This window comes from Campylobacter concisus ATCC 51562, assembly GCF_000466745.1.
Lineage (GTDB): Bacteria > Campylobacterota > Campylobacteria > Campylobacterales > Campylobacteraceae > Campylobacter_A > Campylobacter_A concisus_B.
This window is the reverse complement of sequence record NZ_ANNI01000009.1, coordinates 106,240-127,301: the sequence shown is the minus strand read 5'-3', so window position 1 is coordinate 127,301 and position 21,062 is coordinate 106,240. Positions and strand designations below refer to the sequence as shown.

Below are 21,062 nucleotides of genomic sequence, written 5' to 3'. Positions count from 1 at the left end.
AAATTTTAAAGAATTTTTGCGTATAATGCCCCCAAAAAGACCTGATGAAAGTGTGTAAATGAAAATTTTAGTCTCCGCTCTTGAGCCATCAGCAAATTTGCATTTAAAAGAAATTTTAAAAAATTTTGAGGGCGAATTTGAGCTAATGGGAATTTTTAGCGAAGAGCTTGGCACGCCATATATGAAAAGTAGCGAGTTTTCAGCGATGGGTTTTGTCGAGGTTTTGCCGCTCATCTTTAAAGCCAAAAAGGCGATGAAAGTGATGAGCCAGATGGCAAAAGAGGTTGATGCAGTGCTACTTATCGACAGCCCAGCCTTTAACCTGCCGCTTGCAAAGACGATAAAAGAGGCTGGGGTAAAGGCAGCCGTGACATACTACATCTTACCCCAAGTTTGGGCGTGGAAGCCAAAAAGAGTGAGTACGGTTGAAAGGTACTGTGACAACCTAGCTTCGATCTTGCCATTTGATGCGAAATTTTATAGTCGCTCAACCTATGTGGGACATCCTTTGATGGATGAGATAAAGCTTAAGAAAACTAGCCTAAGTGGTAGCGGCAAAGTGGCGTTTTTGCCAGGCTCAAGAAGGTCAGAGATTTCAAGGCTTATGCCAGTTTATAGAGAGCTTGCTAAAAAGATAGAGGCTACGAGGCTGCTTGTCGTGCCACCATTTTTGCTTGATAAAGTGGATGAAATTTATGGCGATGTGAGTGATTTTGATATCGTCTCAAATACGCCTGAAGCCTTGTATGAGAGCGACTTTGCCTTTGTTTGCTCAGGTACGGCTACTCTTGAAGCAGCGCTCATTGGTACGCCATTTGTGCTAGCATATAAGGCAAAAGCAATAGATATTTTTATAGCTAGAAAATTTGTAAAGATCAAGCACGCAGGACTTGCAAATATAATGTTTGACTTCATGGGCAAAGAGCCGCTTCATGAGGAGTTTATCCAAGAGTTTGCAACGGCTGAAAATTTATTTAGAGCTTATGAAAGCTGCGATAGGCAAAAATTCTTAAAAGGTTGCGATGAACTAAGGACTTATTTAGGGTATGGCAGCAGTAAAAATGTAGTAAAAATTTTAAAAAATATGGAGTAAAAAATGAGTGAACCAATGACAATGCACGGATATGAGAAGATAGAAGCTGAGCTAAAGGATCTAAGGCTGGTGCAACGCCCTCAAATCGTAACTGAGATAGATATCGCAAGAAGTCACGGTGACCTAAAAGAAAATGCTGAGTATCATGCAGCAAAAGAGAAGCAAGCCTTTATAGACGCTAGGATCGCAGAGCTAAGCGCGCTTCTGGCAAATGCTGAAGTGATCGATCCAAGTAGCTACGAGCACGATAGAGTTAGGTTTGGCTCAAGTATTACGATAATGGACGAGGAAACCGAAATAGAGCATACATATACGATAGTTGGCATTAGTGAAAGCGACATCGACAAAGGCTATATCTCGATAAACTCACCTCTTGCAAAGCAGCTTTTGGGCAAGGCCGAGGGCGATGAAGTGGTGCTAAATTTACCAAAAGGTAGAAGCGACGTTGAGATTGTAAAAATTTGCTATAAGCCTATAAAATTTGACTAAAAAGATGATGCAAAGAGCTAGAAACTGCTTTTTGGCTCTGCTAATTTTTAATTAAGGCAAAATTTGAGCGAATATCTATATGCCCCCATTATAAAAGAAGGCGCGATCTTTATAGCTGATGCGCATGAAAATGTAAACCGAAATGGCTTTTTAAAATTTTTAAGAGCCATTGATAGCGGGGAGATCAAAGAGCCGCCACAAATTTTTTTGTTAGGCGATATGTTTGACTTTCTAACGGGCGAGGGCGAATACACAAGAGAATTTTACGCTGAGCACTTAAGCCTTATAAATAAAATTTCACAAAAGGTAGAAATTTTTTACTTCGAGGGCAACCACGATTTTAGACTTTCAAATTTATTTAATAAAACAAGAGAAATTTGGGATAAGCGTGAGATGCTGCGCTATAAAAGCGTTAGGGTTTATGATATTTACGATCAGCCAGCAAATTTTAAGACGATCAATGAAGAGCACGTTCAGATCGCACATGGTGATATATTTTTACCTTTTATAGATAAATATGCACTTAGGTTTTTGCGCCTTAGATGGTTTTTAAAATTTATGAATGCTTTGGATAAATTTTTAAATTTTAAAATATCGAAAGCGATACTAGCCAAACTTACCAAGAAAAATTTAGACTATAAAATTCCTAATTTTAAGGAGCTAATGAGCAAGCATTTACAAGGATATGAGGCCGGTATAGCGATAGAAGGACACTATCATCAAGGCGAGCAATTTAACATTTACGATAAGTTTTATATAAATTTACCTTGTTTTGCATGTGAGCAAAGTTATTTTGTTGTAGAATACGCCCAGCAAAAATTAAATTTGCTCAAAATGAGTTTGAAAGGACATTGATGTTTGGAGATAACGTACTAAAAACGGACTCAAACGAGATGGAACTTGTTGATTTTCGTATCTTTAAAAAGACCGAAAACAAAGTATATGAAGGAATATACGGAGTCAATGTCGCAAAGGTGCGGGAGATCATTAAGATGCCAAATCTTACAGAGCTTCCAGGCGTTCCTGAGTATATCGAGGGAATTTTTGATTTAAGGGGTGTGGTGATCCCTGTCATAAATTTGGCAAGATGGATGAATATTATCGAGCCAACCGAAGGCGTAGTTATAAAGCCACGTGTTATTATTGCTGAGTTTAGCGGTATTTTGATCGGTTTTATCGTCCATGAGGCAAAAAGGATCAGGCGTATAAGCTGGAAAGATATCGAGCCTGCAAATTTTGCTTCAGGTTCTGGCGCTTTAGATAAAGGCAAAATAACAGGCGTGACAAGAATAGAAAATGATGAAGTTTTACTTATCCTTGATCTTGAAAGCATAGTAGAAGAGCTTGGAATTTACTCGCCAAAGATCGAATTTGATGTAACAGACGATCAAAAGTTAAAAGGTGCTGCTTTGGTTTTAGATGATAGCTCGACCGCTAGAAAACTAGTAAAAGATGCACTTGAGAAGATGGGACTTAGCGTGGTTGAGGCTAAAAACGGCGTTGAGGGCTTGGAGAGAATGGAAGAGCTTTATCAAAGATATGGAGATAACTTATCAAGAGAGCTTAGAGTTATCTTAAGTGATATCGAAATGCCACAGATGGATGGCTACCGCTTTGCTTCAACTCTTAAAAATGATGAAAGATTTAAAGAAGTACCAATAGTATTTAACTCCTCATTGAGTAATGATTTTAGTGAAATCAAGAGCAAAGAAGCTGGTGGTGCGGCGTATCTTACAAAATTTGATGCGAGCATATTTTATCAAGAAGTGCTAAAAGTTATTGAAGCACATTCTAAATCTGCAAAATGAGGTGAAACATGGATGATATGAAAGAAATAATGGAAGACTTTTTAATAGAGGCTTTCGAACTTATTGAGCAGATAGATCACGACCTTGTTGAGCTTGAGTCAACCCCTGAAGATTTGGAATTATTAAATAGAATTTTCCGTGTTGCTCACACAGTAAAAGGTAGCTCAAGCTTTTTAAATTTTGATGTTTTAACAGAGCTTACTCACCATATGGAGGATGTTTTAAATAAAGCTAGAAAAGGCGAGCTAAAGATCACTCCAGACATTATGGACGTAGTTCTTGAGTCAGTCGATATGATGAAAGGCTTGTTAAGTAGCATTAGAGATCATGGAAATGATACAGCTGCTGGCATTGATATTAAAAACATTTGTGCAAGACTTACCCAAATTTCTGAAGGTGAGGCTCCAGCAGCAGCTCCTGAAGCTCCTGCCACACCGGTAGCTGAGCCAGCATCAGAACCGGTAAAAGAGCCAGAGCCAGCCGCGCCTGCCGAAGAAACACCAGAGATAAGTGATGCCGAGCTTTCAAAACTAAGTGATTCAGAAGTTGAAGCAGAGATAGAAAGACTCTTAAAAGTTAGAAAAGCTGAGGATCAAGCAAGGCGTGCTTCAAAAGGTATAGCTCCAAAATCTCCTAGTGAGATAGCTCCGGCTGCAAGTAGTACTTCAGCTCCAGCTGCAAAAGCAGAGAGTAAAGAAAAGGATGGAGATAAAAAGGTCCCAGCAGCAAGCAGCGGTGCAGTAGCGCAGGAACAAACTATACGCGTTGAAGTAAAAAGACTTGACCACTTAATGAACCTAATTGGTGAGCTTGTTCTTGGTAAAAACCGCTTATTAAAAATTTATGATGACGTGGAAGAGAGATATGAGGGTGAGAAATTCCTTGAAGAGCTAAATCAAGTAGTTTCAAGTCTAAGCTTAGTGACTACTGACATTCAGCTTGCCGTTATGAAGACAAGAATGCTACCAATAGCAAAAGTCTTTAATAAATTCCCACGTATGATACGCGATCTTAGCCGCGACCTTGGTAAGCAAATCGATCTTGAAATTTCAGGTGAAGAGACTGAGCTTGATAAGTCAATCGTAGAAGAGATCGGCGATCCACTAGTGCACATCATCAGAAATTCATGCGATCACGGTATCGAGGATCCTGAGACAAGAAAGGCAGCAGGTAAGCCAGAAAAAGGCCTTGTTCAGTTAAAAGCTTACAATGAAGGCAATCATATCGTTGTTGAGATAGTTGATGATGGTAAGGGTTTAGATGCTGACATGCTTAAATCTAAATCGATAGAAAAAGGCATCATCACTGAGCGCGAAGCTGATGCGATGAGCGAAAAAGAGGCATTTGGTCTTATCTTTAGACCAGGATTTTCAACTGCAGCAAAGGTTACAAACGTATCTGGCCGTGGTGTTGGTATGGACGTTGTTAAGACTAATATCGAAAAACTAAACGGCATCATTGATATTGAAAGTGAAGTTGGAAAAGGCACAGTTATGAAGCTTAAAATTCCACTAACACTTGCGATTATTCAGTCACTACTTGTTGGAACTCAAGAAGAATTTTATGCTATTCCACTTGCTAGCGTTCTTGAGACTGTTCGTGTGCCGATTGATGATATCTACACGATCGATGGCAAAAATGTACTAAGGCTAAGAGATGAAGTTTTATCTCTTGTTAGACTTTCTGACGTATTTGGTGTAGAAAAAGCTTTTGATGGTGGAGATCAAACCTATGTCGTAATAATCGGTGTTGCTGAAGCAAAACTAGGTATTATCGTCGATACTTTGGTTGGACAAGAAGAGATTGTTATTAAATCAATGGGCGATTATTTACAAAATATCCCAGGTATTGCTGGTGCTACTATTAGAGGTGATGGTCGTGTGACATTGATTATCGATGTTGGTGCTATGATGGAGATGGCAAAAGATATAAAGGTAGACATTAGGGCCGAAATAGAAGATAGCACAAAAGCAAAGGAAAAACCAAGCGATTATAAAGTCTTGATAGTTGATGATTCAAAAATGGATAGAACTATCATGCAAAAAGCGCTTGAACCAACTGGGGTAACAATAATAGAGGCCACAAATGGTGTTGAGGCATTAAACATCGTAAAATCCGGAGAACACTCTTTTGATGCGATTTTGATAGATATTGAGATGCCAAGAATGGATGGATATACACTAGCTGGAGAAATTAGAAAATACTCTAAGTACAGAAATTTACCACTTATTGCTGTTACATCAAGGACGTCAAAAACAGATAGATTGCGTGGCGTAGAAGTTGGAATGACTGAGTATATTACAAAACCATATTCAGCCGAGTACTTAGAAAATGTCGTTAGAAAGAATATAAAATTAGCTTAGGGGTAAGGGATGAACAATAAACTAAATCAAGTTTTAAGCAAACAAAAGCAGCAAATGAATGGAACTGAGCTAAAAAATAACGAAGATATAGTTCAGCTAGTAGGATTTGTTGTCGGTGAGGAGGAGTACGCAATACCTATTTTAAATATCCAAGAGATAATCAAACCTATTGAATATACACGTGTTCCTAGTGTGCCTGATTACGTTCTTGGAGTGTTTAACCTACGTGGAAATGTTATTCCGCTTATTGATTTGCGTAAGCGTTTTTCACTAAATGTCACAAAACAAAGCCCAAGCACAAGATATATCGTTATGAAAGATGCGGATAATATCGCTGGCTTTGTGATAGACCGCTTGACGGAGGCTATCAGAATAGACCGTAACAGGATCGATCCGCCACCAGAGACTTTAGTAAAAGACAAAGGCATGATTTATGGTATCGGTAAGCGCGACCAAAATATCCTTACGATATTGAAGGTCGAAAGCCTTTTAAAACGTGATTTTTAGGGTATAGCTTGATAAAACTTTGTGTTTTTGACTTTGACTCTACAATAATGGACGGCGAGACGATAGATATTCTCGCCGCCGCTAATAATGCTAGTGAAGAAGTAGCCAATATAACTAAGCGTTCGATGAACGGTGAGCTTGATTTTTTTGAAAGTCTTACAAAAAGAGTAAAATTTTTAAAAGGATTACCACTTTTAAAAGTAAATGAAATTTGTAAAAATTTACCCATTATGCCAGGAGCTGGCGAGCTAATAGAAGCTTTAAAACAAAAGGGTATTAAAGTTGTGGTTTTTAGCGGTGGATTTCACAATGCAACCGATGTAATGCAAAAAAAACTTAATTTTGATGCAAATTTTGCAAATATCTTGCATCATAAAGATGGAATTTTAACAGGCAAAGTTGGCGGAGAGATGATGTTTGGTAGTTCAAAGGGGGATATGATTGACCGCTTATGTGGACTATTAAATTTAGGTAAGGACGAGATAATGTGCGTTGGAGACGGGGCCAATGACATATCGATGTTTAGAAAGTGCGATCTTAGCATTGCATTTTGTGCAAAAGATATCTTAAAAAAAGAAGCGACACATTGTGTTGATGTTAAAGACTTGCGTGAAATTTTAAAATTTATAAGGTAGAAATTAATGTATGACAACGAAGCTAAATTCTCTCTTTGGTGTGATTTTATAGAGAGAAATTTTTTACAAAGTGAATTTAACTCTTTATTGGAAAATAATATTATAAACGGTGCTACAAGCAACCCAGCTATTTTTAAAACAGCGTTTGCTTCACCTGCTTATAAAAAGATCATAGAAACTAGCAATAAACGCCACCCAAAAGATCTTTATGAAATTTTAGCTACTCAAGATATAAAAATCGCCGCATGTAAAATGTTAAAAAATTATGCAAATGGCGATGATGGCTTTGTAAGCATTGAGGTTGATCCAAATTTAAGTGATGATACAGCCGCAACGATAGAAGAAGGTATCAGGCTTCATAATCTAATATCAATGCCAAATGTTATGATAAAAATTCCAGCTACAAAAGATGGCTATGAGGCGATGAGTGCGCTTATGGCAAGGGGGATTAGCGTAAATGCTACGCTTATATTCTCACCAGATCAGGCTAAAAACTGCCTTGAAGCATTTAAAGAAGGCAGTAAGGCTTATGCAAGTCGCTTTATAGATACCACTATGCCAAAAGGTGTGATAAGTGTTTTTGTAAGTAGATTTGATAGAAAGCTTGATGAGGTTATGGCTGCAAAGAGCTTGCCAACTGGACAAGTCGGTATAATGAATGCTGCGAATATATACCACCTTATTGAAGATTTTGGACTAGAAAATGTAAGAACACTTTTTGCAAGCACAGGCGTAAAAGGTGGTGGTTTAAGAGGGGATTATTACGTTAGAGAGCTAATGTATAAAAATTCTATAAATACAGCACCATTAGAGACGATAAAAGAATTTATAAAAGAAAAAGCAGAGGCAAAAAATGTGCCTAGTAAAGAAAATATCTCAAGCTTTTTCCAGATTATAAAAAATAATGAGATAGATATAAATGTCGTTTATAAAGATTTATTAAGCGATGGTTTAAAGCAGTTTGTATCAGCATTTGATGATATTATGAAATCACTTTAGACAAAGAAGTCCAAGCTAATACACAAACAGTAAAAGTGATCATTATTAAATAAGCTTTATGTGAAATTTATAAAGCATTGGATAAAATCAGCACCTATTTTTTATGAAAGGAAAACGATGTTAGAGGGTATCGTTAGAGAGAGTATCGGTAAGAAGTCTGCAAAGGCTTTGAGAAGAGATGGTTATCTAATCGCCAACATTTATGGCAAGGGATTAGAGAATGTTGCAGCTGCTTTTAAAGTAAATGACTTTATTAAAGAGGCACGCAAAAAAGAGAGCCTTGCTTTTGATGTAAAAGTAGGCGGAAAAGTTTATAATGTCGTTATTGTTGATTACCAAAGAGATGTTGTTACAAGCGATCTTAAACACGTAGATCTAAAAGTAGCACTTCCAGGCGTTTTATCAAAATATATGATCCCAGTTAAGCCAGTTGGAACACCTATTGGTCTTAAAAATAAGGGCGTTTTGATCCAATCAAAAAGACGTCTTTGCGTAAAATGTACAGCTGAAAATTTACCAAATTCATTTGACGTTGATGTAAGCAAACTCGACATCGACGATACTATTTTGGTTCGTGATATCACAGCTCCTAAAGGCGTTACTATTGTAGACGCTGACCGTGTTGCGGTACTTGGAGTTATTAAAGCTAAATAAAAAGGGCTTTTGTGACACTAATAGCGGGGCTGGGAAATCCTGGCTCCAAATATGAAAACACTAGACATAATATAGGTTTTATGCTTATAGATCTCCTAAAAGACTCAAATTACAAAGATGTTAGCTCAGCCAAATTCCAAGGCGAAGTTTTTAAATTCAATGACATTATCTTGCTAAAACCAACAACCTTTATGAACCTCTCGGGACAAAGTGTAAAAGCGGTCAAAGATTTTTATAAACCAGATAGAATAATCGTAATACACGATGACCTTGATCTTGGTTTTGGTGCGGTTAAATTTAAAAAAGGCGGCAGTAGTGGTGGGCATAACGGCATAAAATCGATCGATGGACTAATAGGCAATGACTACGAAAGGGTGCGTGTTGGCATTGGGCACCTTGGTGATGCTAAAAATTTTGTTCTTGGAGAGTTTAGTGATGAGGAGAAAAAGGCTTTAGATGAAATTTTAGCCTACACAAAACATGCAGTTTGTGAGCTACTAAAGAGCGACATTAACGAAATTTCGCAAAAATTTACGATAAAAAAAGGTCTTATCAAATGAAATTATACGCCAGATACGTTGGCTGGGTCTATATAAAATCTTTTCTTATCGTATTTTTAGCGCTTGAACTATTTTATGTTGGTATCGATCTACTTACAAATTTAAAAGATCTGCCACCATCTGCAAACCTTCAGCTCCTTTATGTTGGGCTTACATCGCTTAGCGCTATTGGCTATGTTTTACCACTTTCGCTCATTTTTGCACTCATTATTTTACATGTAAATATGGTTCGCTCAAACGAGCTAATCAGTTTTTATGCGCTTGGTATTAGTAAAAATAGCTTAATTTTTTCACCATTTTTTATTGCACTTTTTATAACTATTTTTTATGTTGGCTTAAATTTTACTCCATTTGCCTATGCACACGACTATCAAAAAAGCATCGCTAAAAATACGGCTTTCTCAAAAAGCACAAATGATTCGTTTTTAAAATTTGAAGGCAAATTTATCTACATAAAAGAGCTAAATTCTGTGAATCAAATAGCAAATGATGTTAGAATTTTTGAGATAAATGGCACAAATTTACTCTCAACTACATTTGCAAATCATGCTAATTTTAAAGACAATGAGTGGATTTTAAAAGATGTTAATCAAACCCTTTTACCTCAAATTTTAGAGCTTGGTGAAGCTGGTTTTAATAAAATACAAAGCGAGAACTTAGATGCACTAAAAGGCTTTAAACCAAAGAGTATTGAAAGCGCTGTTAGTGTTGAAAACTCAAAATTTAATATCCCAGATGCGATAAATTTTATAAAGACATTTAAAAATGAAGGCATCGGCCTTGATAGCGCAAAAACAGCTTTTTACAACCTTGCTATCGCACCATTTTTTGCACCATTTTTGTTGCTCATTTTTTACTATCATTTGCCTGTAACTGGTAGATTTTTTAATCTTGCACTTTCGACTTTTATCTTTGTTGTGATAACTCTTGTCGTTTGGGGTCTGCTCTTTATTCTTGTAAAATTTGCACAAACTTCTGTGATTTTGCCAGAAATCGGCATAGTTTTGCCAGTTATTTTACTTTTGGTATACGCCATTTATCTCATAAAATCGCATCGTTAAGCCAAATTTTGGCAAGCTTTTTGTAAAATCAAGCCATTTTAATAAAGGCTATTTTATGGATTTTAAAGAGCTTGCAAATAGATACAAAACCCCACTTTACGTTTATGATTTTAACTACATAAAAAGCCGCTATGAAGCACTAAAGAATGCATTTTTTGCTAGAAAATCTCTCATTTGTTATGCGGTGAAAGCAAACTCAAATTTAAGTGTTTTGAAATTTCTAGCTGATCTTGGAGCTGGATTTGATTGTGTTAGCATTGGTGAAGTAAAAAGAGCGTTTTTAGCAGGTGCAAAGAGATATCAGATCATTTTTAGCGGTGTTGGCAAGAGCGATGATGAGCTAAAAGAGGCTTTAAAAAATGAGATTTTACTCATAAATGTCGAGAGTTTTGCTGAACTTTTAAGACTTGAAAAGATCGCAAAAGGGCTAAACTTAAAGGCAAGAATTAGCATTAGGGTAAATCCAGGTGTCGATGCAAAAACTCACCCATATATCTCAACAGGACTAAATGAAAATAAATTTGGCGTTGATGCTGAAACAGCTAAAAGAATGTACATCCACGCTAAAGCTTCAGACTCTCTTGAACCAACTGGTATACATTTTCATATCGGCTCTCAGCTAACATCACTTAGCCCGATAATCGATGCTGCAAATATCGTTAGTGAGCTTTTAAGAGAGCTAAGAGCACTTGAGATAGATATCAAATTTTTCGATGTTGGCGGCGGACTTGGCATCATTTATAACGATGAAAAAGAGATAAATTTATATGACTATGCACAAGGAATTTTGGGCGCACTAAAGGGTCAAGACGTAACTATCGTATGCGAGCCAGGACGCTTTATTGTGGGTAATGCTGGCTACTTTGTCGCAAGCGTTTTATATGAAAAATTTAATGGCAAAAAGAGATTTGTTATAACTGATGGTGCGATGAATGATCTTATTAGACCAAGCCTTTATGGTGCTCACCATGAAATTTTTGTTTGTGGCAAAGATAAAAATTTAGGCCCATGCGACGTGGTTGGTCCAGTTTGTGAAAGTGGCGATTTTTTAGCAAAAGATATAGAGTTGCCAGAGTGCGATAGTGGCGATATTATCGTGGTAAAAGGTGCTGGAGCTTATGGTTTTAGTATGAGCTCAAACTACAACACAAGAAACAGAGCCGCTGAGGTTTGCGTGCTTGATGGCAAAGATAGGCTGATAAGAAGACGCGAGAGCTTTGAGGATGTCGTGGCACTTGAGAGAGAATTTTTGGAGAGCGCTGATGCAAGAGCTAAATGAGCTTAGAAAAGAGATCGATGCGATCGATGATCTCATCTTAAATAAACTAAATGAAAGGATGATTTTAGTTGAGCAAATCGGCAAGCTAAAGCAAACTAGCGGAACGCCTATATATCGTCCTGAACGCGAGCGAGCTATCATAAACCGACTAACTAGTCTTAGCAAAGATAAAGCTTTAAATAAAGCTGCTATTGAAGCCATTTATCTTGAAATTTTTGCTGTGAGTAGAAATTTAGAAATGCCTCAAAAGATCGTATATCTAGGACCTGAGGGCACTTATACGCATCAAGCAGCACAGAGTAGATTTGGTGCGATGAGTTCATATTTGCCACTTGCGACCATCGAGGCGGTTTTTACAAAGCTAGCTCAAAAAGAGGCAAAATACGGCGTTGTGCCTATTGAAAACAACACCGAAGGCGCTGTTGGCGCTACGCTTGATTGTTTGAGCAAATTCAGTGATATAAAAATAGTTGCTGAGCTTTATGTGGATATCCATCACAGCTTTGTTAGCATAAATGAAGATCTAAAAGAGATAAAACGAATTTACTCGCATCCGCAAGGGTATAATCAATGCCGTAAATTTTTAGAAGATCACTTGTTAAATGAGGTCGAATTTGTCCCAGCAAAATCAACTGCAGCAGCCGCATACATGGCCTCTATGGATAGAAATTCAGCCGCCATTTGTTCAAAGATCGCAGCTAAAATTTACAACGTGCCGATCATTTACGAGACGATCGAGGACAATATGGCAAACAGAACGAGATTTCTCATTCTTAGCGACTTTAAAAACGCAAGAGTTGAAAACTCAAAAACTTCGATCCTAGCAAAGACTGATCACAGTCCAGGACGTCTTGCTGATCTACTTCAAATTTTTAAAAATGAAAATATAAATATCACAAAACTTGAGTCACGCCCTATCAAACAGCGTGAATTTAAGTCAATGTTCTATCTTGATTTTGAGGGGCATATAGACGATGAAAAGGTACAAAATGCCTTTGAACTTGCAAAAGAGAGCGGCGCTGAGATAACGTGGCTAGGAAGCTATTTGAATGGAGATGAGTGATGAAATTTAATGATTTTTTAGATGATTTAGTTAATTATGAGGCTGGAAAGCCGATCGAACTTGTAGTTAGAGAATTTGGTATCGAGGCAAAAGATGTGATAAAGCTAGCTAGCAACGAAAACCCTTTTGGCACGAGCAAACGCGTAGAGGAGGCGCTAAAAGAGGTCGCTAAAAAAGCACATCTCTATCCAGACGATAGCTACTTTGAGTTAAAAGAAGGACTGGCTAAGAAATTTGGCGTAACTAGCAAAAATTTAATCATTGGCTCTGGAAGTGACCAGATCATAGAGTATGCACTTCATGCGAAGGCAAACAAACAAAGTGGCGTTTTGATGGCTGGCGTGACATTTGCTATGTATGAAATTTATGCAAAACAAACCGGAGCTAAAATTTACCGCACAAAGAGCGTAGAGCATAATTTGAGTGAGTTTTTAGAAATTTATAATGCACATAAAGATGAAATTTCTGTCATCTTTCTTTGCTTGCCGAATAATCCACTTGGTGAGTGTTTGGACGCAGATGAGGTCTTTAAATTTATAAAAAGCATTGATGAAAACACGCTTGTTGTGTTTGATTGTGCTTACAACGAATTTGCAAAATTTAAAGATAGCAAAAAAGAGATAAAGCCAAGCGAAGTGGTAAAATTTAAAAATGCTATCTATCTTGGAACATTTTCTAAAGCTTATGCGCTTGGTGGTATGCGCGTGGGATACGGCGTGGCAAATGAAGAGATCATAGGCGCTCTCTCAAAACTAAGAGCTCCATTTAACATCACAACTCCAAGCCTAAGAGCTGCGATAGTAGCACTTAATGATGATGAGTTCGTGCAGCAAACCATGCAGAATAATTTCGAGCAAATGAAGAGATATGAGGAATTTGCAAAGCAAAATGGCATTGAGTTTATCCCAAGCTATACAAATTTCATAACTTTTAAATTTAATGAGCCAAAATCAAGTCAGATATGCGAAAAGATGCTAAAAAAGGGTATAATTTTGCGAGATCTAAAAAGCTACGCCTTAAATGCGGTAAGAATCACCATCGGCCTTAGCTGGCAAAATGATAGAGTTTTTGAAGAATTAAAGCAAATTTTAAAGTAGGAATATGGATTTTAAAGCATTACTTCATCAAATAAGTCAAATTTATCAAAAGCTTTCATTAAAGCAAAAAATCGTTGCAGCTAGCTCGATCGTCTTGGTCGTGGCATTTTTGGTATTTTTAACACTTTATAAAAGCAAAAATGAAAATTTTGCAGGTTATAGCGTTCTTTTTGAAAATATTAGCCCAAACGATTCTGCCTTAATACTTGATCAGCTAAACAAAGATGGCATTAAATATAAATTGGCAAACGAAGGCACTATCCTTGTGCCAACGAGTGATGTCTATAAAGAGCGTATCGCTGTTGCAACTCTTGGAATACCAAAAGAGAGCAAAATCGGCTTTGAAATTTTTGACAAGCAAGAATTTGGTGCGACTGATGCCGAGCAGAGAGTAAAATTTCAAAGAGCGCTTGAGGGCGAACTAGCTAGAACGATCGAGAGTCTCTCTTCTATCCAAAAAGCGACTGTTCGTATCGCTATCCCTAAAGAGAGCGTTTTTACTGAGCGTCAAGCACTTCCAACAGCTTCTATCGTAGTCGAGCTAAAACCAGGCGTTAGCCTAAATGCTAAGCAAATTTTTGGTATTAAAAACCTTGTTGCTGCCTCTGTTACAAACTTGAGCACAGAAAATGTAAAGATCGTAAATCAAGACGGCGTCGCACTTGGCGATGAAGATGGTGAGTTTGATAGTGACGCTATAGCTCAGCAGATACGCTATAAACGTGAATTTGAAAATAATTACGAGCAAAAGATCGTAAATGTGCTAGCTCCTATCGTGGGCGGTGTGGACAAGGTCGTAGCAAAGGTAAATATCGACTTTGACTTTGATAAAAAAGATACAAAAAGCGAGGTTTATGACCCAAATAACGTCGTAAGAAGTGAAAGCAATATCGAAGAAAAGCGCCAAGGCTCAGCACCAAATGAAGTAGGTGGTGTCCCAGGTGCAGTTAGCAACATAGGCCCTGTTCAAGGGCTAGATGACAGCACTTTAAAAGAGCAGTACAACAAAAGCTCACAGCAGACAAACTATGAAATTTCAAAGAAAGTAACAAATGTCAAAGGGCAGTTTGCTAGCATAAATAGAGTGAGTGCGGCTGTCGTTATAGACGGACTTTATCAGAGCAAAAAAGACAAAGACGGCAAGCCAACTGGCGAGCTTGAATTTGCCCCACTTACCAAAGAGCAAAGAGAGTCAATCACAAATTTGATCAAGCAATCAATCGGCTATAACCAAAATAGAGGCGATGAAGTAAGCTTAGATAACTTTGAGTTTAAAACTGGCAAAGATATAAGCACTAGCGAGAAGATGGATGGCTTTGTGAATAACTATGTAGTGCCATTTATGCCGCTATTAAAATATATTTTTGCAGCATTGTTGCTTTATATTTTTTATAAAAAAGTCATTGTGCCATTTATGCAAAAGATGCTTGAAGAGACAAAAGAAGAAGAGGAGCAAGTTCAAGATGGTCTTGAGGATATTGAGGTAGATGCTGAAGATACGCTTGAGAAATTTAAAGCTGCTCGCAAAAAGGTCGAAGAGCAACTAGGGCTTAGTGGCGAGTTTAATGAAGATGAACTAAAATACGATGTTTTACTTGAGAAAATGAGAGCGGTCATCACAGAAAGAAATGAAGAGATAGCAATGCTACTTCAAGATATGGTAAAAAATGACAGCGACTTTAATATGCGTAAGGAAATTTGATGTCAATAAAGCTAAATGACAAGCAAAAAATGATTTATGATGATCTATCGATGCCTGAAAAGATTGCTATTTTGCTGATTCAGCTTGGCGAAGAGGCAACTGCTCTTATATTTTCTCACATGGATGTTGATGTCATCACTGAAATTTCAGGCTATATCGCAACCGCAAAAAACATAGACAAACAAGTCGCAAGTGCTGTGCTAGAAGAATTTTACGCGCTAATGCAGTCAAATCAATATATGAGAAGTGGTGGTTTAGAGTATGCAAAAGAAATTCTTTACCGCACATTTGGTCCAGAGGCTGCTCAGAAAATTTTAGACAAGCTTGCAAAAAGCATGGAAAACTCAAAAAGCTTTGGCTATCTTGATAAGATAAAACCACAACAGCTTGCAGACTTTATCATAAAAGAGCACCCTCAAACCATCGCGCTAATACTAGCTCACATGGACTCAACGAGCGCTGCTGAAACGCTTAGTTTTTTCTCAGATGAGTTAAGAAGCGAGGTTGTCATTAGAATGGCAAATCTTGGTGATATTAGCCCATCGGTAATTAAGCGTGTTTCAACTGTACTTGAAGGCAAGCTTGAAAGTCTTACATCTTATAAAGTCGAAGTTGGCGGTCCAAGAGCTGTGGCAGAAGTGCTTAATAGACTTGGACAAAAAGCCAGCAAAAGTACGATCGAACGTATCGAACAAAGTGATGATAAGCTTGCAACAACGATTAAAGAGCTTATGTTTACATTTGAAGATATTATCAACCTTAACGCAACTGCGATTAGAGAAATTCTTAAAAATGTCGATAAAAAAGACCTTATGGTCGCATTTAAGGGCTCAAGCGATGGCATCAAGGATAAATTTTTATCAAATATGTCTCAGCGTGCAGCAGAAGCCTTTAAAGAGGAGATGCAATATCTTGGTGCGGTGCGTGTAAAAGATGTTGAAGAGGCCCAAAGGCGCATAGTAGAGACAGTGCAAACTCTAGCTGATCAAGGTGTATTCCAAGTCGGCGAAGCAGATGAGATGATAGAATGAAAAGCAGCGTAATAACCAGTGAAACTTCTCCAGCTCACTTTATAGAAAACTACAGATTTAAAGTACTTGGAGTTGGAGAGCGAGCCGCAGATAGTGCTCCTGTATTGATAGAAGAAAATAATCTTAGTGAAGAGCTAAGCGAGCAAAATTTTGGGCAAAAGGGTGAAAATTTTGTTCCTCAAGCTAGCCACCAAACGCAGACAAACTCACAAAATCACTTTGCTCCTCAGGCTCAAAGTCCACAAATACAGCAAGGAGGTGAGTCGAGCTTCGTCGAAGAGTTGCTTAAAAAAACAGATGAGCTAAGCAGCAACATCATTAAACTTCAAATGCAAATAGAAAATCAAGAGAGCGAATTTGCTAAACGCCTTGAGGCTGAAATTTCTCGTGCTAAAGAAGATGGCAAAAATGAGGGTATCGCCCAAGCAAATGCGGCAAATGAAGCAAGGATAAATGAGTTAGAGGCTAGATTTAGCACTTCAGCTGCAAAGTTAGATGAGCAGTACGTTAAATTTGATGAGTTTTTAAAGAAGATCGAAGAAGAGCTTGGACAAACTGCTATAAAAATCGCAAAAGAAGTAATCGATAAAGAAATTTCAACCTCTTCAAATCAGATCGCTCATCATCTAGCAAGCTCGCTTATAAAAGAGCTAAGTAATGTTAAAAATATAGAAATTCGCGTAAATCCAGAAGATAGCGACTATCTAAAAGAGCAATTTAGTAAAAACGAACGCGTAAAAGTAAGTGCTGATGATGCTATAAGTAAAGGTGGTGTGGTTATTATAAGTGATGGTGGCAATATCGATGCGACTATGCAAACAAGGCTAGAAAAACTAAAAATGCTGGTAAATAATGAATAAAGACGTTAAAAGTTTAGATGTTAATGAACTAAACGCACTTTGTCATGACATCAGGGATAAAATTTTAGCCACTGTTAGCAAAAATGGCGGTCATCTTAGCTCAAATATCGGCGCAGTTGAGATCATTGTAGCGATGCATAAAATTTTTGATGTGACAAAAGATCCATTTATTTTTGATGTGAGTCATCAAAGCTATGCACACAAGCTACTAACTGGACGCTGGGAGAGCTTTGATACGCTTAGGAAATTTAATGGTATCAGCGGCTATACAAAGCCAAGCGAGAGTAAATTTGACTACTTTGTAGCAGGGCATAGCTCGACGTCCATATCTTTAGCAGTTGGTGCTGCAAAGGCGATAAAACTTAAAAACGAAGATCGTATCCCAGTGGCTGTCATAGGAGATGGCTCGCTAAGTGGCGGAATGGCGTACGAGGCGCTAAATGAGCTGGGCGATAGAAAATATCCTTGCGTCATCATCCTAAACGACAACGAGATGAGCATAAGCAAACCAATAGGCGCACTTAGCAAGTATCTCAGCCAGATGATGGCAGGGCAGTTTTATCAAAAATTTAAGGGTAGGGTTGAGAAATTTCTAAGTTATATGCCAGATTCGGCCGCCTATATGGCTAGACGTATCGAAGAGGGCATTAGACTCATCACCCCTGGCATGTTTTTTGAAGAGCTTGGACTTGAGTATATAGGCCCAGTCGACGGACATGACCTTTCAGCGCTTCTTAGTACATTTGAAACTGCCAAAAACATGAAAAAACCAGTCATCGTTCACGTACAGACACTAAAGGGCAAAGGATATGAATTTGCTGAGGGGTGCTATGAAAATTGGCACGGAGTTGGGCCATTTGATCTAAAAAGTGGCGAATTTATAAAAAGACAGTCAAACAAGTCAGCCACGGCGATCTTTAGCGAGCAGCTTTTAAAGATGGCAAGAGAGCACAGCGACATTGTTGGCGTAACGGCTGCGATGCCAACAGGCACTGGCATGGATGCCTTGATACAAGAATTTCCAGATCGTTTTTGGGACGTGGCGATAGCCGAGCAGCACGCAGTTACATCGATGTCAGCCATGGCAAAAGAGGGCTTTAAGCCATTTGTCGCGATATACTCGACTTTTATGCAAAGAGCCTACGATCAGGTCATTCACGATGCTTCTATTTTAAATTTAAACATCACGTTTGCGATGGATAGGGCTGGCATCGTGGGCGAGGACGGCGAAACGCATCAGGGTGCTTTTGACATTAGCTTCTTAAACGCTGTGCCAAACATGGTTCTTTTTGCCCCAAGGTGCGAAGAGAGCATGAAAAATGTTATGGAATTTGCCTACTCTTACAAGGGTGTTAGCGCATTTAGATATCCGCGTGGGGCATTTATCTTAAGAGATGAGTTTGAAGCTCAGCCACTTGAGTTTGGCAAGGGTGAAATTTTAGCTGACGCAAAGAGTGATATCGCATTTTTAGGCTATGGTAACGGCGTTGGTAGGGCAAATTTGGTCAGAAATTTACTTGCTGACAAGCTTGATGTGATATTGGTTGATCTTGTCTTTGCAAAACCACTTGATAGTGAGCTTTTACTAGGTCTTGCAAAACGCACTAAAAAGTGGTACATATTTAGCGATAGTGCTAAAAAAGGCGGTATTGGCGATATAGTAAGTGCATTTCTACAAGAAAATAAAATCTCAAATATAAGCGTCATTAGCTTCGAGTATGAAGATAAATTTATCCCACATGGTTCAACTGCTGATGTTGAAAAGTACCTTGGTATAAGTGCCGAGCAGATTACCAAAAATTTACTAGAAAATAATTAATATCATTTAATAAAGTAACGTTTAATATTATTTTTGCTAGCATAAGCCAAAATAAAAACAAGGAAAAGCACTATGCAATACGTATCATTATTAAAGCAATCTGGGCTAAAAGTCACGCCACAACGCCTTAGCGTTTTAAGAATTCTTGATCGCCACACGCATCCAACGATTGATGAGCTTTATGATGAAATTTTAAAAGAGAGTCCATCGGTTTCTCTTGCGACAGTTTATAAAAATTTAAATACTTTAAAAGACGAAGGTCTCGTAGTTGAAGTAAATATCGTCAATCAAAAGGCTAGATACGACATCTACGAATATCCACATATTCATGTTGTCTGTGAAAGCTGTGGAAGCGTCGAGGACGTGAGCTACGATGATGCTGAGCTTGGCAAATATCAAGAGGCACTAGAAAAGAAGATCGGAAATATAATAGAACGTCTAAACATCGTAGCTAGCGTAAAAAGCTGTAAATACTGTAAATAAAAATTTATGTTGCTATTTAGCAACATAAATTTCATCTTTCTTCTTGTAAAAATACTTTTAAAATAAGCCTAAATTTAGCATTTTTCTCATTGTTTTAAGCACTAACTTGCTAAAATGAACAAAAAATTTTGGAGAAAAATGTGAGTTTGGAGATAGAGCGTAAATTTTTACTCAAAAATTCTCAAATTCTAGATTTTTTAAAAGAAGCTGGAGTAGTCTTTAAGCATCTTGAAATTTCTCAATTTTATACCAAGATAACGCAAAATGAAGAGACCCGCTTCCGAAGTGAAGAGGATAAATTTATAAAAACTGTAAAGATTGGCAAAGATCTAATCAGAGAAGAAAATGAAGAATTTTGCGAAAAAACGGAGTTTAAAAAGGCTCTTAAAAACCGCATCGGTAGCGTCATCTTAAAAGATAGATATATTTTTAAACTAAATAACAATCCTTGCAATATCGATATTTTTAAAAATGAGCTAAACGGGCTTTGTACATTTGAGATCGAATTTAGCGATGAAAATGAGGCCGTCTTTTTCAAGCTGCCACCATTTTTAGAAAATTTTTGCCTAAGTGACGTAACTTGTGATAAAAGATATAAAAACAAATTTCTTGCCATCCATGCTAATGAAAATGAACAAATCGACTACAAAAGAGCCTATAAGATCATAAAAGAAAAAGAAATTCTGCCAAATTTTGCTGCAAATCTAAAAAGCGGCGAGGCGCTAAGAGTCCTTTTTGTTAGTATTTTTAAAGTAATAATAAGGCTAAAAAACCAGTATTTGATAGATAAAGATGAAGAGGTTTTGCATGAGCTTCGCGTAAATTTAAGAAAGGTTAGATCGATCCTTAAAATTTTTAGTGGCGTTTTTGATGAGAAAGTGACACTTTTTTTTGGCGAGAATTTTAAAATGCTTGCAAACTCGACAAACAAAAAGCGAGATTTGGATGTATTTTTGAGCTTTTTAAACGAGCAAAAACATGCAAATGAGCCTATCTATTTTGTGCAAAAGGCTCTAGATTTAGAGTATGAAAATGTAAAAAGCTACCTTGGTGACGAAGAAAACTATGCATTTTTAAAAGAGTGGGAGATATTTTTAAACGAGGGTGAATTTTATAAGTCAAAACTCTTTGACGTAAGTCTTTCGCGCCTTGGTTCGTTTAAGCTTAGAACGCTTTTGGTTTTAGCTCAAAAAAGGCTAAAAAGCCTTAATCAAGACTGCCCAAACGAGAGCTTTCATGATCTTAGGATAGAGCTTAAAAAGATTAGATATACATACGAGTTTTTATGTGAAATTTTCTATTTTGAAGGGCTTAAAAAGTATGAAGAGAAGCTAAAACAGATGCAAGAAATTTTTGGTAATCTTCAAGACTATGACGTCTGGCTCGGTATCCTTAAAAGACTTCCAGAAATGCCAGATAAAGAGAGACTCGAGAGTAAAATTTACAAGCAAATTTATAAAAGTAGAGAAGAGATACTAAAAAAGCGTCTTAAATTTATAAAAGCAACTCGCAAAATTTCAAGAAATTTAAAAATTTACTACATATAAAAGGGCAAATTT

The 21,062-nt window shown here is 37.5% G+C and carries 20 protein-coding genes; all 20 read left to right on the top strand.

Annotation, left to right across the window (positions count from 1 at the left end; translation table 11 throughout):
* Positions 1–58 precede the first annotated feature (58 nt).
* The 20 genes from lpxB to ATCC51562_RS07580 all read left to right on the top strand — a co-directional run bounded on the left by lpxB (position 59) and on the right by ATCC51562_RS07580 (position 21,050).
* On the top strand, positions 59–1,093 hold the full coding sequence (gene lpxB, locus ATCC51562_RS07675; RefSeq protein WP_021091687.1) for a lipid-A-disaccharide synthase: 1,035 nt from the start codon (positions 59–61) through the stop codon (positions 1,091–1,093).
* Between the two features lie 3 nt (positions 1,094–1,096).
* Positions 1,097–1,582, top strand: coding sequence for a transcription elongation factor GreA (gene greA, locus ATCC51562_RS07670; protein WP_021091879.1), 486 nt, complete (start codon positions 1,097–1,099; stop codon positions 1,580–1,582).
* Positions 1,583–1,645: 63 nt separating this feature from the next.
* Positions 1,646–2,437 carry a UDP-2,3-diacylglucosamine diphosphatase gene (locus tag ATCC51562_RS07665; protein ID WP_021091714.1) on the top strand — a complete coding sequence of 264 codons (792 nt, stop codon included), beginning with the start codon at positions 1,646–1,648 and terminating at the stop codon, positions 2,435–2,437.
* A complete protein-coding gene (locus ATCC51562_RS07660; RefSeq protein ID WP_021091802.1) occupies positions 2,437–3,390 on the top strand; it encodes a chemotaxis protein in 954 nt (317 codons plus the stop codon). Before ATCC51562_RS07665 ends, ATCC51562_RS07660 begins: the two co-directional genes overlap by 1 nt.
* 8 nt (positions 3,391–3,398) lie before the next feature.
* Positions 3,399–5,753, top strand: a complete 2,355-nt coding sequence (locus ATCC51562_RS07655; protein ID WP_021091649.1) for a chemotaxis protein CheW — start codon at positions 3,399–3,401, stop codon at positions 5,751–5,753.
* Positions 5,754–5,762: 9 nt separating this feature from the next.
* Positions 5,763–6,260: a chemotaxis protein CheW gene (locus tag ATCC51562_RS07650; RefSeq protein WP_021091642.1), complete on the top strand. Its 498-nt coding sequence runs from the start codon at positions 5,763–5,765 to the stop codon at positions 6,258–6,260.
* Positions 6,261–6,268: 8 nt separating this feature from the next.
* Positions 6,269–6,895 (top strand): phosphoserine phosphatase SerB, encoded by a 627-nt coding sequence (gene serB / locus ATCC51562_RS07645; RefSeq protein ID WP_021091786.1) that lies wholly within the window; start codon positions 6,269–6,271, stop codon positions 6,893–6,895.
* Between the two features lie 6 nt (positions 6,896–6,901).
* Positions 6,902–7,894, top strand: coding sequence for a transaldolase (locus ATCC51562_RS07640; RefSeq protein WP_021091614.1), 993 nt, complete (start codon positions 6,902–6,904; stop codon positions 7,892–7,894).
* A 117-nt stretch (positions 7,895–8,011) separates the two neighbouring features.
* Complete coding sequence (locus tag ATCC51562_RS07635; RefSeq protein ID WP_021091684.1) at positions 8,012–8,548, top strand: 50S ribosomal protein L25/general stress protein Ctc; 537 nt, start codon at positions 8,012–8,014, stop codon at positions 8,546–8,548.
* Positions 8,549–8,559: 11 nt separating this feature from the next.
* Positions 8,560–9,108, top strand: coding sequence for an aminoacyl-tRNA hydrolase (gene pth / locus ATCC51562_RS07630; protein ID WP_035167574.1), 549 nt, complete (start codon positions 8,560–8,562; stop codon positions 9,106–9,108).
* Positions 9,105–10,169 carry an LptF/LptG family permease gene (locus ATCC51562_RS07625; protein ID WP_021091700.1) on the top strand — a complete coding sequence of 355 codons (1,065 nt, stop codon included), beginning with the start codon at positions 9,105–9,107 and terminating at the stop codon, positions 10,167–10,169. Before pth ends, ATCC51562_RS07625 begins: the two co-directional genes overlap by 4 nt.
* Before the next feature lie 55 nt (positions 10,170–10,224).
* Positions 10,225–11,448 carry a diaminopimelate decarboxylase gene (lysA, locus tag ATCC51562_RS07620; RefSeq protein ID WP_021091562.1) on the top strand — a complete coding sequence of 408 codons (1,224 nt, stop codon included), beginning with the start codon at positions 10,225–10,227 and terminating at the stop codon, positions 11,446–11,448.
* On the top strand, positions 11,432–12,511 hold the full coding sequence (gene pheA / locus ATCC51562_RS07615; RefSeq protein ID WP_021091791.1) for a prephenate dehydratase: 1,080 nt from the start codon (positions 11,432–11,434) through the stop codon (positions 12,509–12,511). The genes lysA and pheA overlap by 17 nt, the downstream gene beginning before the upstream one ends.
* Positions 12,511–13,608 carry a histidinol-phosphate transaminase gene (gene hisC, locus ATCC51562_RS07610; protein WP_021091638.1) on the top strand — a complete coding sequence of 366 codons (1,098 nt, stop codon included), beginning with the start codon at positions 12,511–12,513 and terminating at the stop codon, positions 13,606–13,608. Before pheA ends, hisC begins: the two co-directional genes overlap by 1 nt.
* Positions 13,609–13,612: 4 nt before the next feature.
* Positions 13,613–15,310: a flagellar basal-body MS-ring/collar protein FliF gene (fliF, locus tag ATCC51562_RS07605; RefSeq protein WP_021091727.1), complete on the top strand. Its 1,698-nt coding sequence runs from the start codon at positions 13,613–13,615 to the stop codon at positions 15,308–15,310.
* Positions 15,310–16,341, top strand: coding sequence for a flagellar motor switch protein FliG (gene fliG / locus ATCC51562_RS07600; RefSeq protein ID WP_021091747.1), 1,032 nt, complete (start codon positions 15,310–15,312; stop codon positions 16,339–16,341). Before fliF ends, fliG begins: the two co-directional genes overlap by 1 nt.
* Positions 16,338–17,201 carry a flagellar assembly protein FliH gene (fliH, locus tag ATCC51562_RS07595; RefSeq protein ID WP_021091838.1) on the top strand — a complete coding sequence of 288 codons (864 nt, stop codon included), beginning with the start codon at positions 16,338–16,340 and terminating at the stop codon, positions 17,199–17,201. Before fliG ends, fliH begins: the two co-directional genes overlap by 4 nt.
* The gene (dxs, locus tag ATCC51562_RS07590) at positions 17,194–19,020 is read left to right on the top strand and encodes a 1-deoxy-D-xylulose-5-phosphate synthase (protein ID WP_021091610.1); all 1,827 of its coding nucleotides are present in this window, start codon (positions 17,194–17,196) and stop codon (positions 19,018–19,020) included. The genes fliH and dxs overlap by 8 nt, the downstream gene beginning before the upstream one ends.
* Before the next feature lie 72 nt (positions 19,021–19,092).
* Complete coding sequence (locus ATCC51562_RS07585) at positions 19,093–19,503, top strand: Fur family transcriptional regulator (protein ID WP_021091694.1); 411 nt, start codon at positions 19,093–19,095, stop codon at positions 19,501–19,503.
* 140 nt (positions 19,504–19,643) lie between these two features.
* A complete protein-coding gene (locus ATCC51562_RS07580) occupies positions 19,644–21,050 on the top strand; it encodes a CHAD domain-containing protein (RefSeq protein WP_235044196.1) in 1,407 nt (468 codons plus the stop codon).
* Positions 21,051–21,062: the final 12 nt, after the last annotated feature.

Bases quoted from the DNA above. Each gene is read 5' to 3' on its own strand.
- lpxB (WP_021091687.1), top strand. From the start codon at position 59: ATGAAAATTTTAGTCTCCGCTCTTGAGCCATCAGCAAATTTGCATTTA.
- greA (WP_021091879.1), top strand. From the start codon at position 1,097: ATGAGTGAACCAATGACAATGCACGGATATGAGAAGATAGAAGCTGAG.
- ATCC51562_RS07660 (WP_021091802.1), top strand. From the start codon at position 2,437: ATGTTTGGAGATAACGTACTAAAAACGGACTCAAACGAGATGGAACTT.
- ATCC51562_RS07655 (WP_021091649.1), top strand. From the start codon at position 3,399: ATGGATGATATGAAAGAAATAATGGAAGACTTTTTAATAGAGGCTTTC.
- ATCC51562_RS07650 (WP_021091642.1), top strand. From the start codon at position 5,763: ATGAACAATAAACTAAATCAAGTTTTAAGCAAACAAAAGCAGCAAATG.
- ATCC51562_RS07640 (WP_021091614.1), top strand. From the start codon at position 6,902: ATGTATGACAACGAAGCTAAATTCTCTCTTTGGTGTGATTTTATAGAG.
- ATCC51562_RS07635 (WP_021091684.1), top strand. From the start codon at position 8,012: ATGTTAGAGGGTATCGTTAGAGAGAGTATCGGTAAGAAGTCTGCAAAG.
- ATCC51562_RS07625 (WP_021091700.1), top strand. From the start codon at position 9,105: ATGAAATTATACGCCAGATACGTTGGCTGGGTCTATATAAAATCTTTT.
- lysA (WP_021091562.1), top strand. From the start codon at position 10,225: ATGGATTTTAAAGAGCTTGCAAATAGATACAAAACCCCACTTTACGTT.
- pheA (WP_021091791.1), top strand. From the start codon at position 11,432: ATGCAAGAGCTAAATGAGCTTAGAAAAGAGATCGATGCGATCGATGAT.
- hisC (WP_021091638.1), top strand. From the start codon at position 12,511: ATGAAATTTAATGATTTTTTAGATGATTTAGTTAATTATGAGGCTGGA.
- fliF (WP_021091727.1), top strand. From the start codon at position 13,613: ATGGATTTTAAAGCATTACTTCATCAAATAAGTCAAATTTATCAAAAG.
- fliG (WP_021091747.1), top strand. From the start codon at position 15,310: ATGTCAATAAAGCTAAATGACAAGCAAAAAATGATTTATGATGATCTA.
- fliH (WP_021091838.1), top strand. From the start codon at position 16,338: ATGAAAAGCAGCGTAATAACCAGTGAAACTTCTCCAGCTCACTTTATA.
- dxs (WP_021091610.1), top strand. From the start codon at position 17,194: ATGAATAAAGACGTTAAAAGTTTAGATGTTAATGAACTAAACGCACTT.
- ATCC51562_RS07585 (WP_021091694.1), top strand. From the start codon at position 19,093: ATGCAATACGTATCATTATTAAAGCAATCTGGGCTAAAAGTCACGCCA.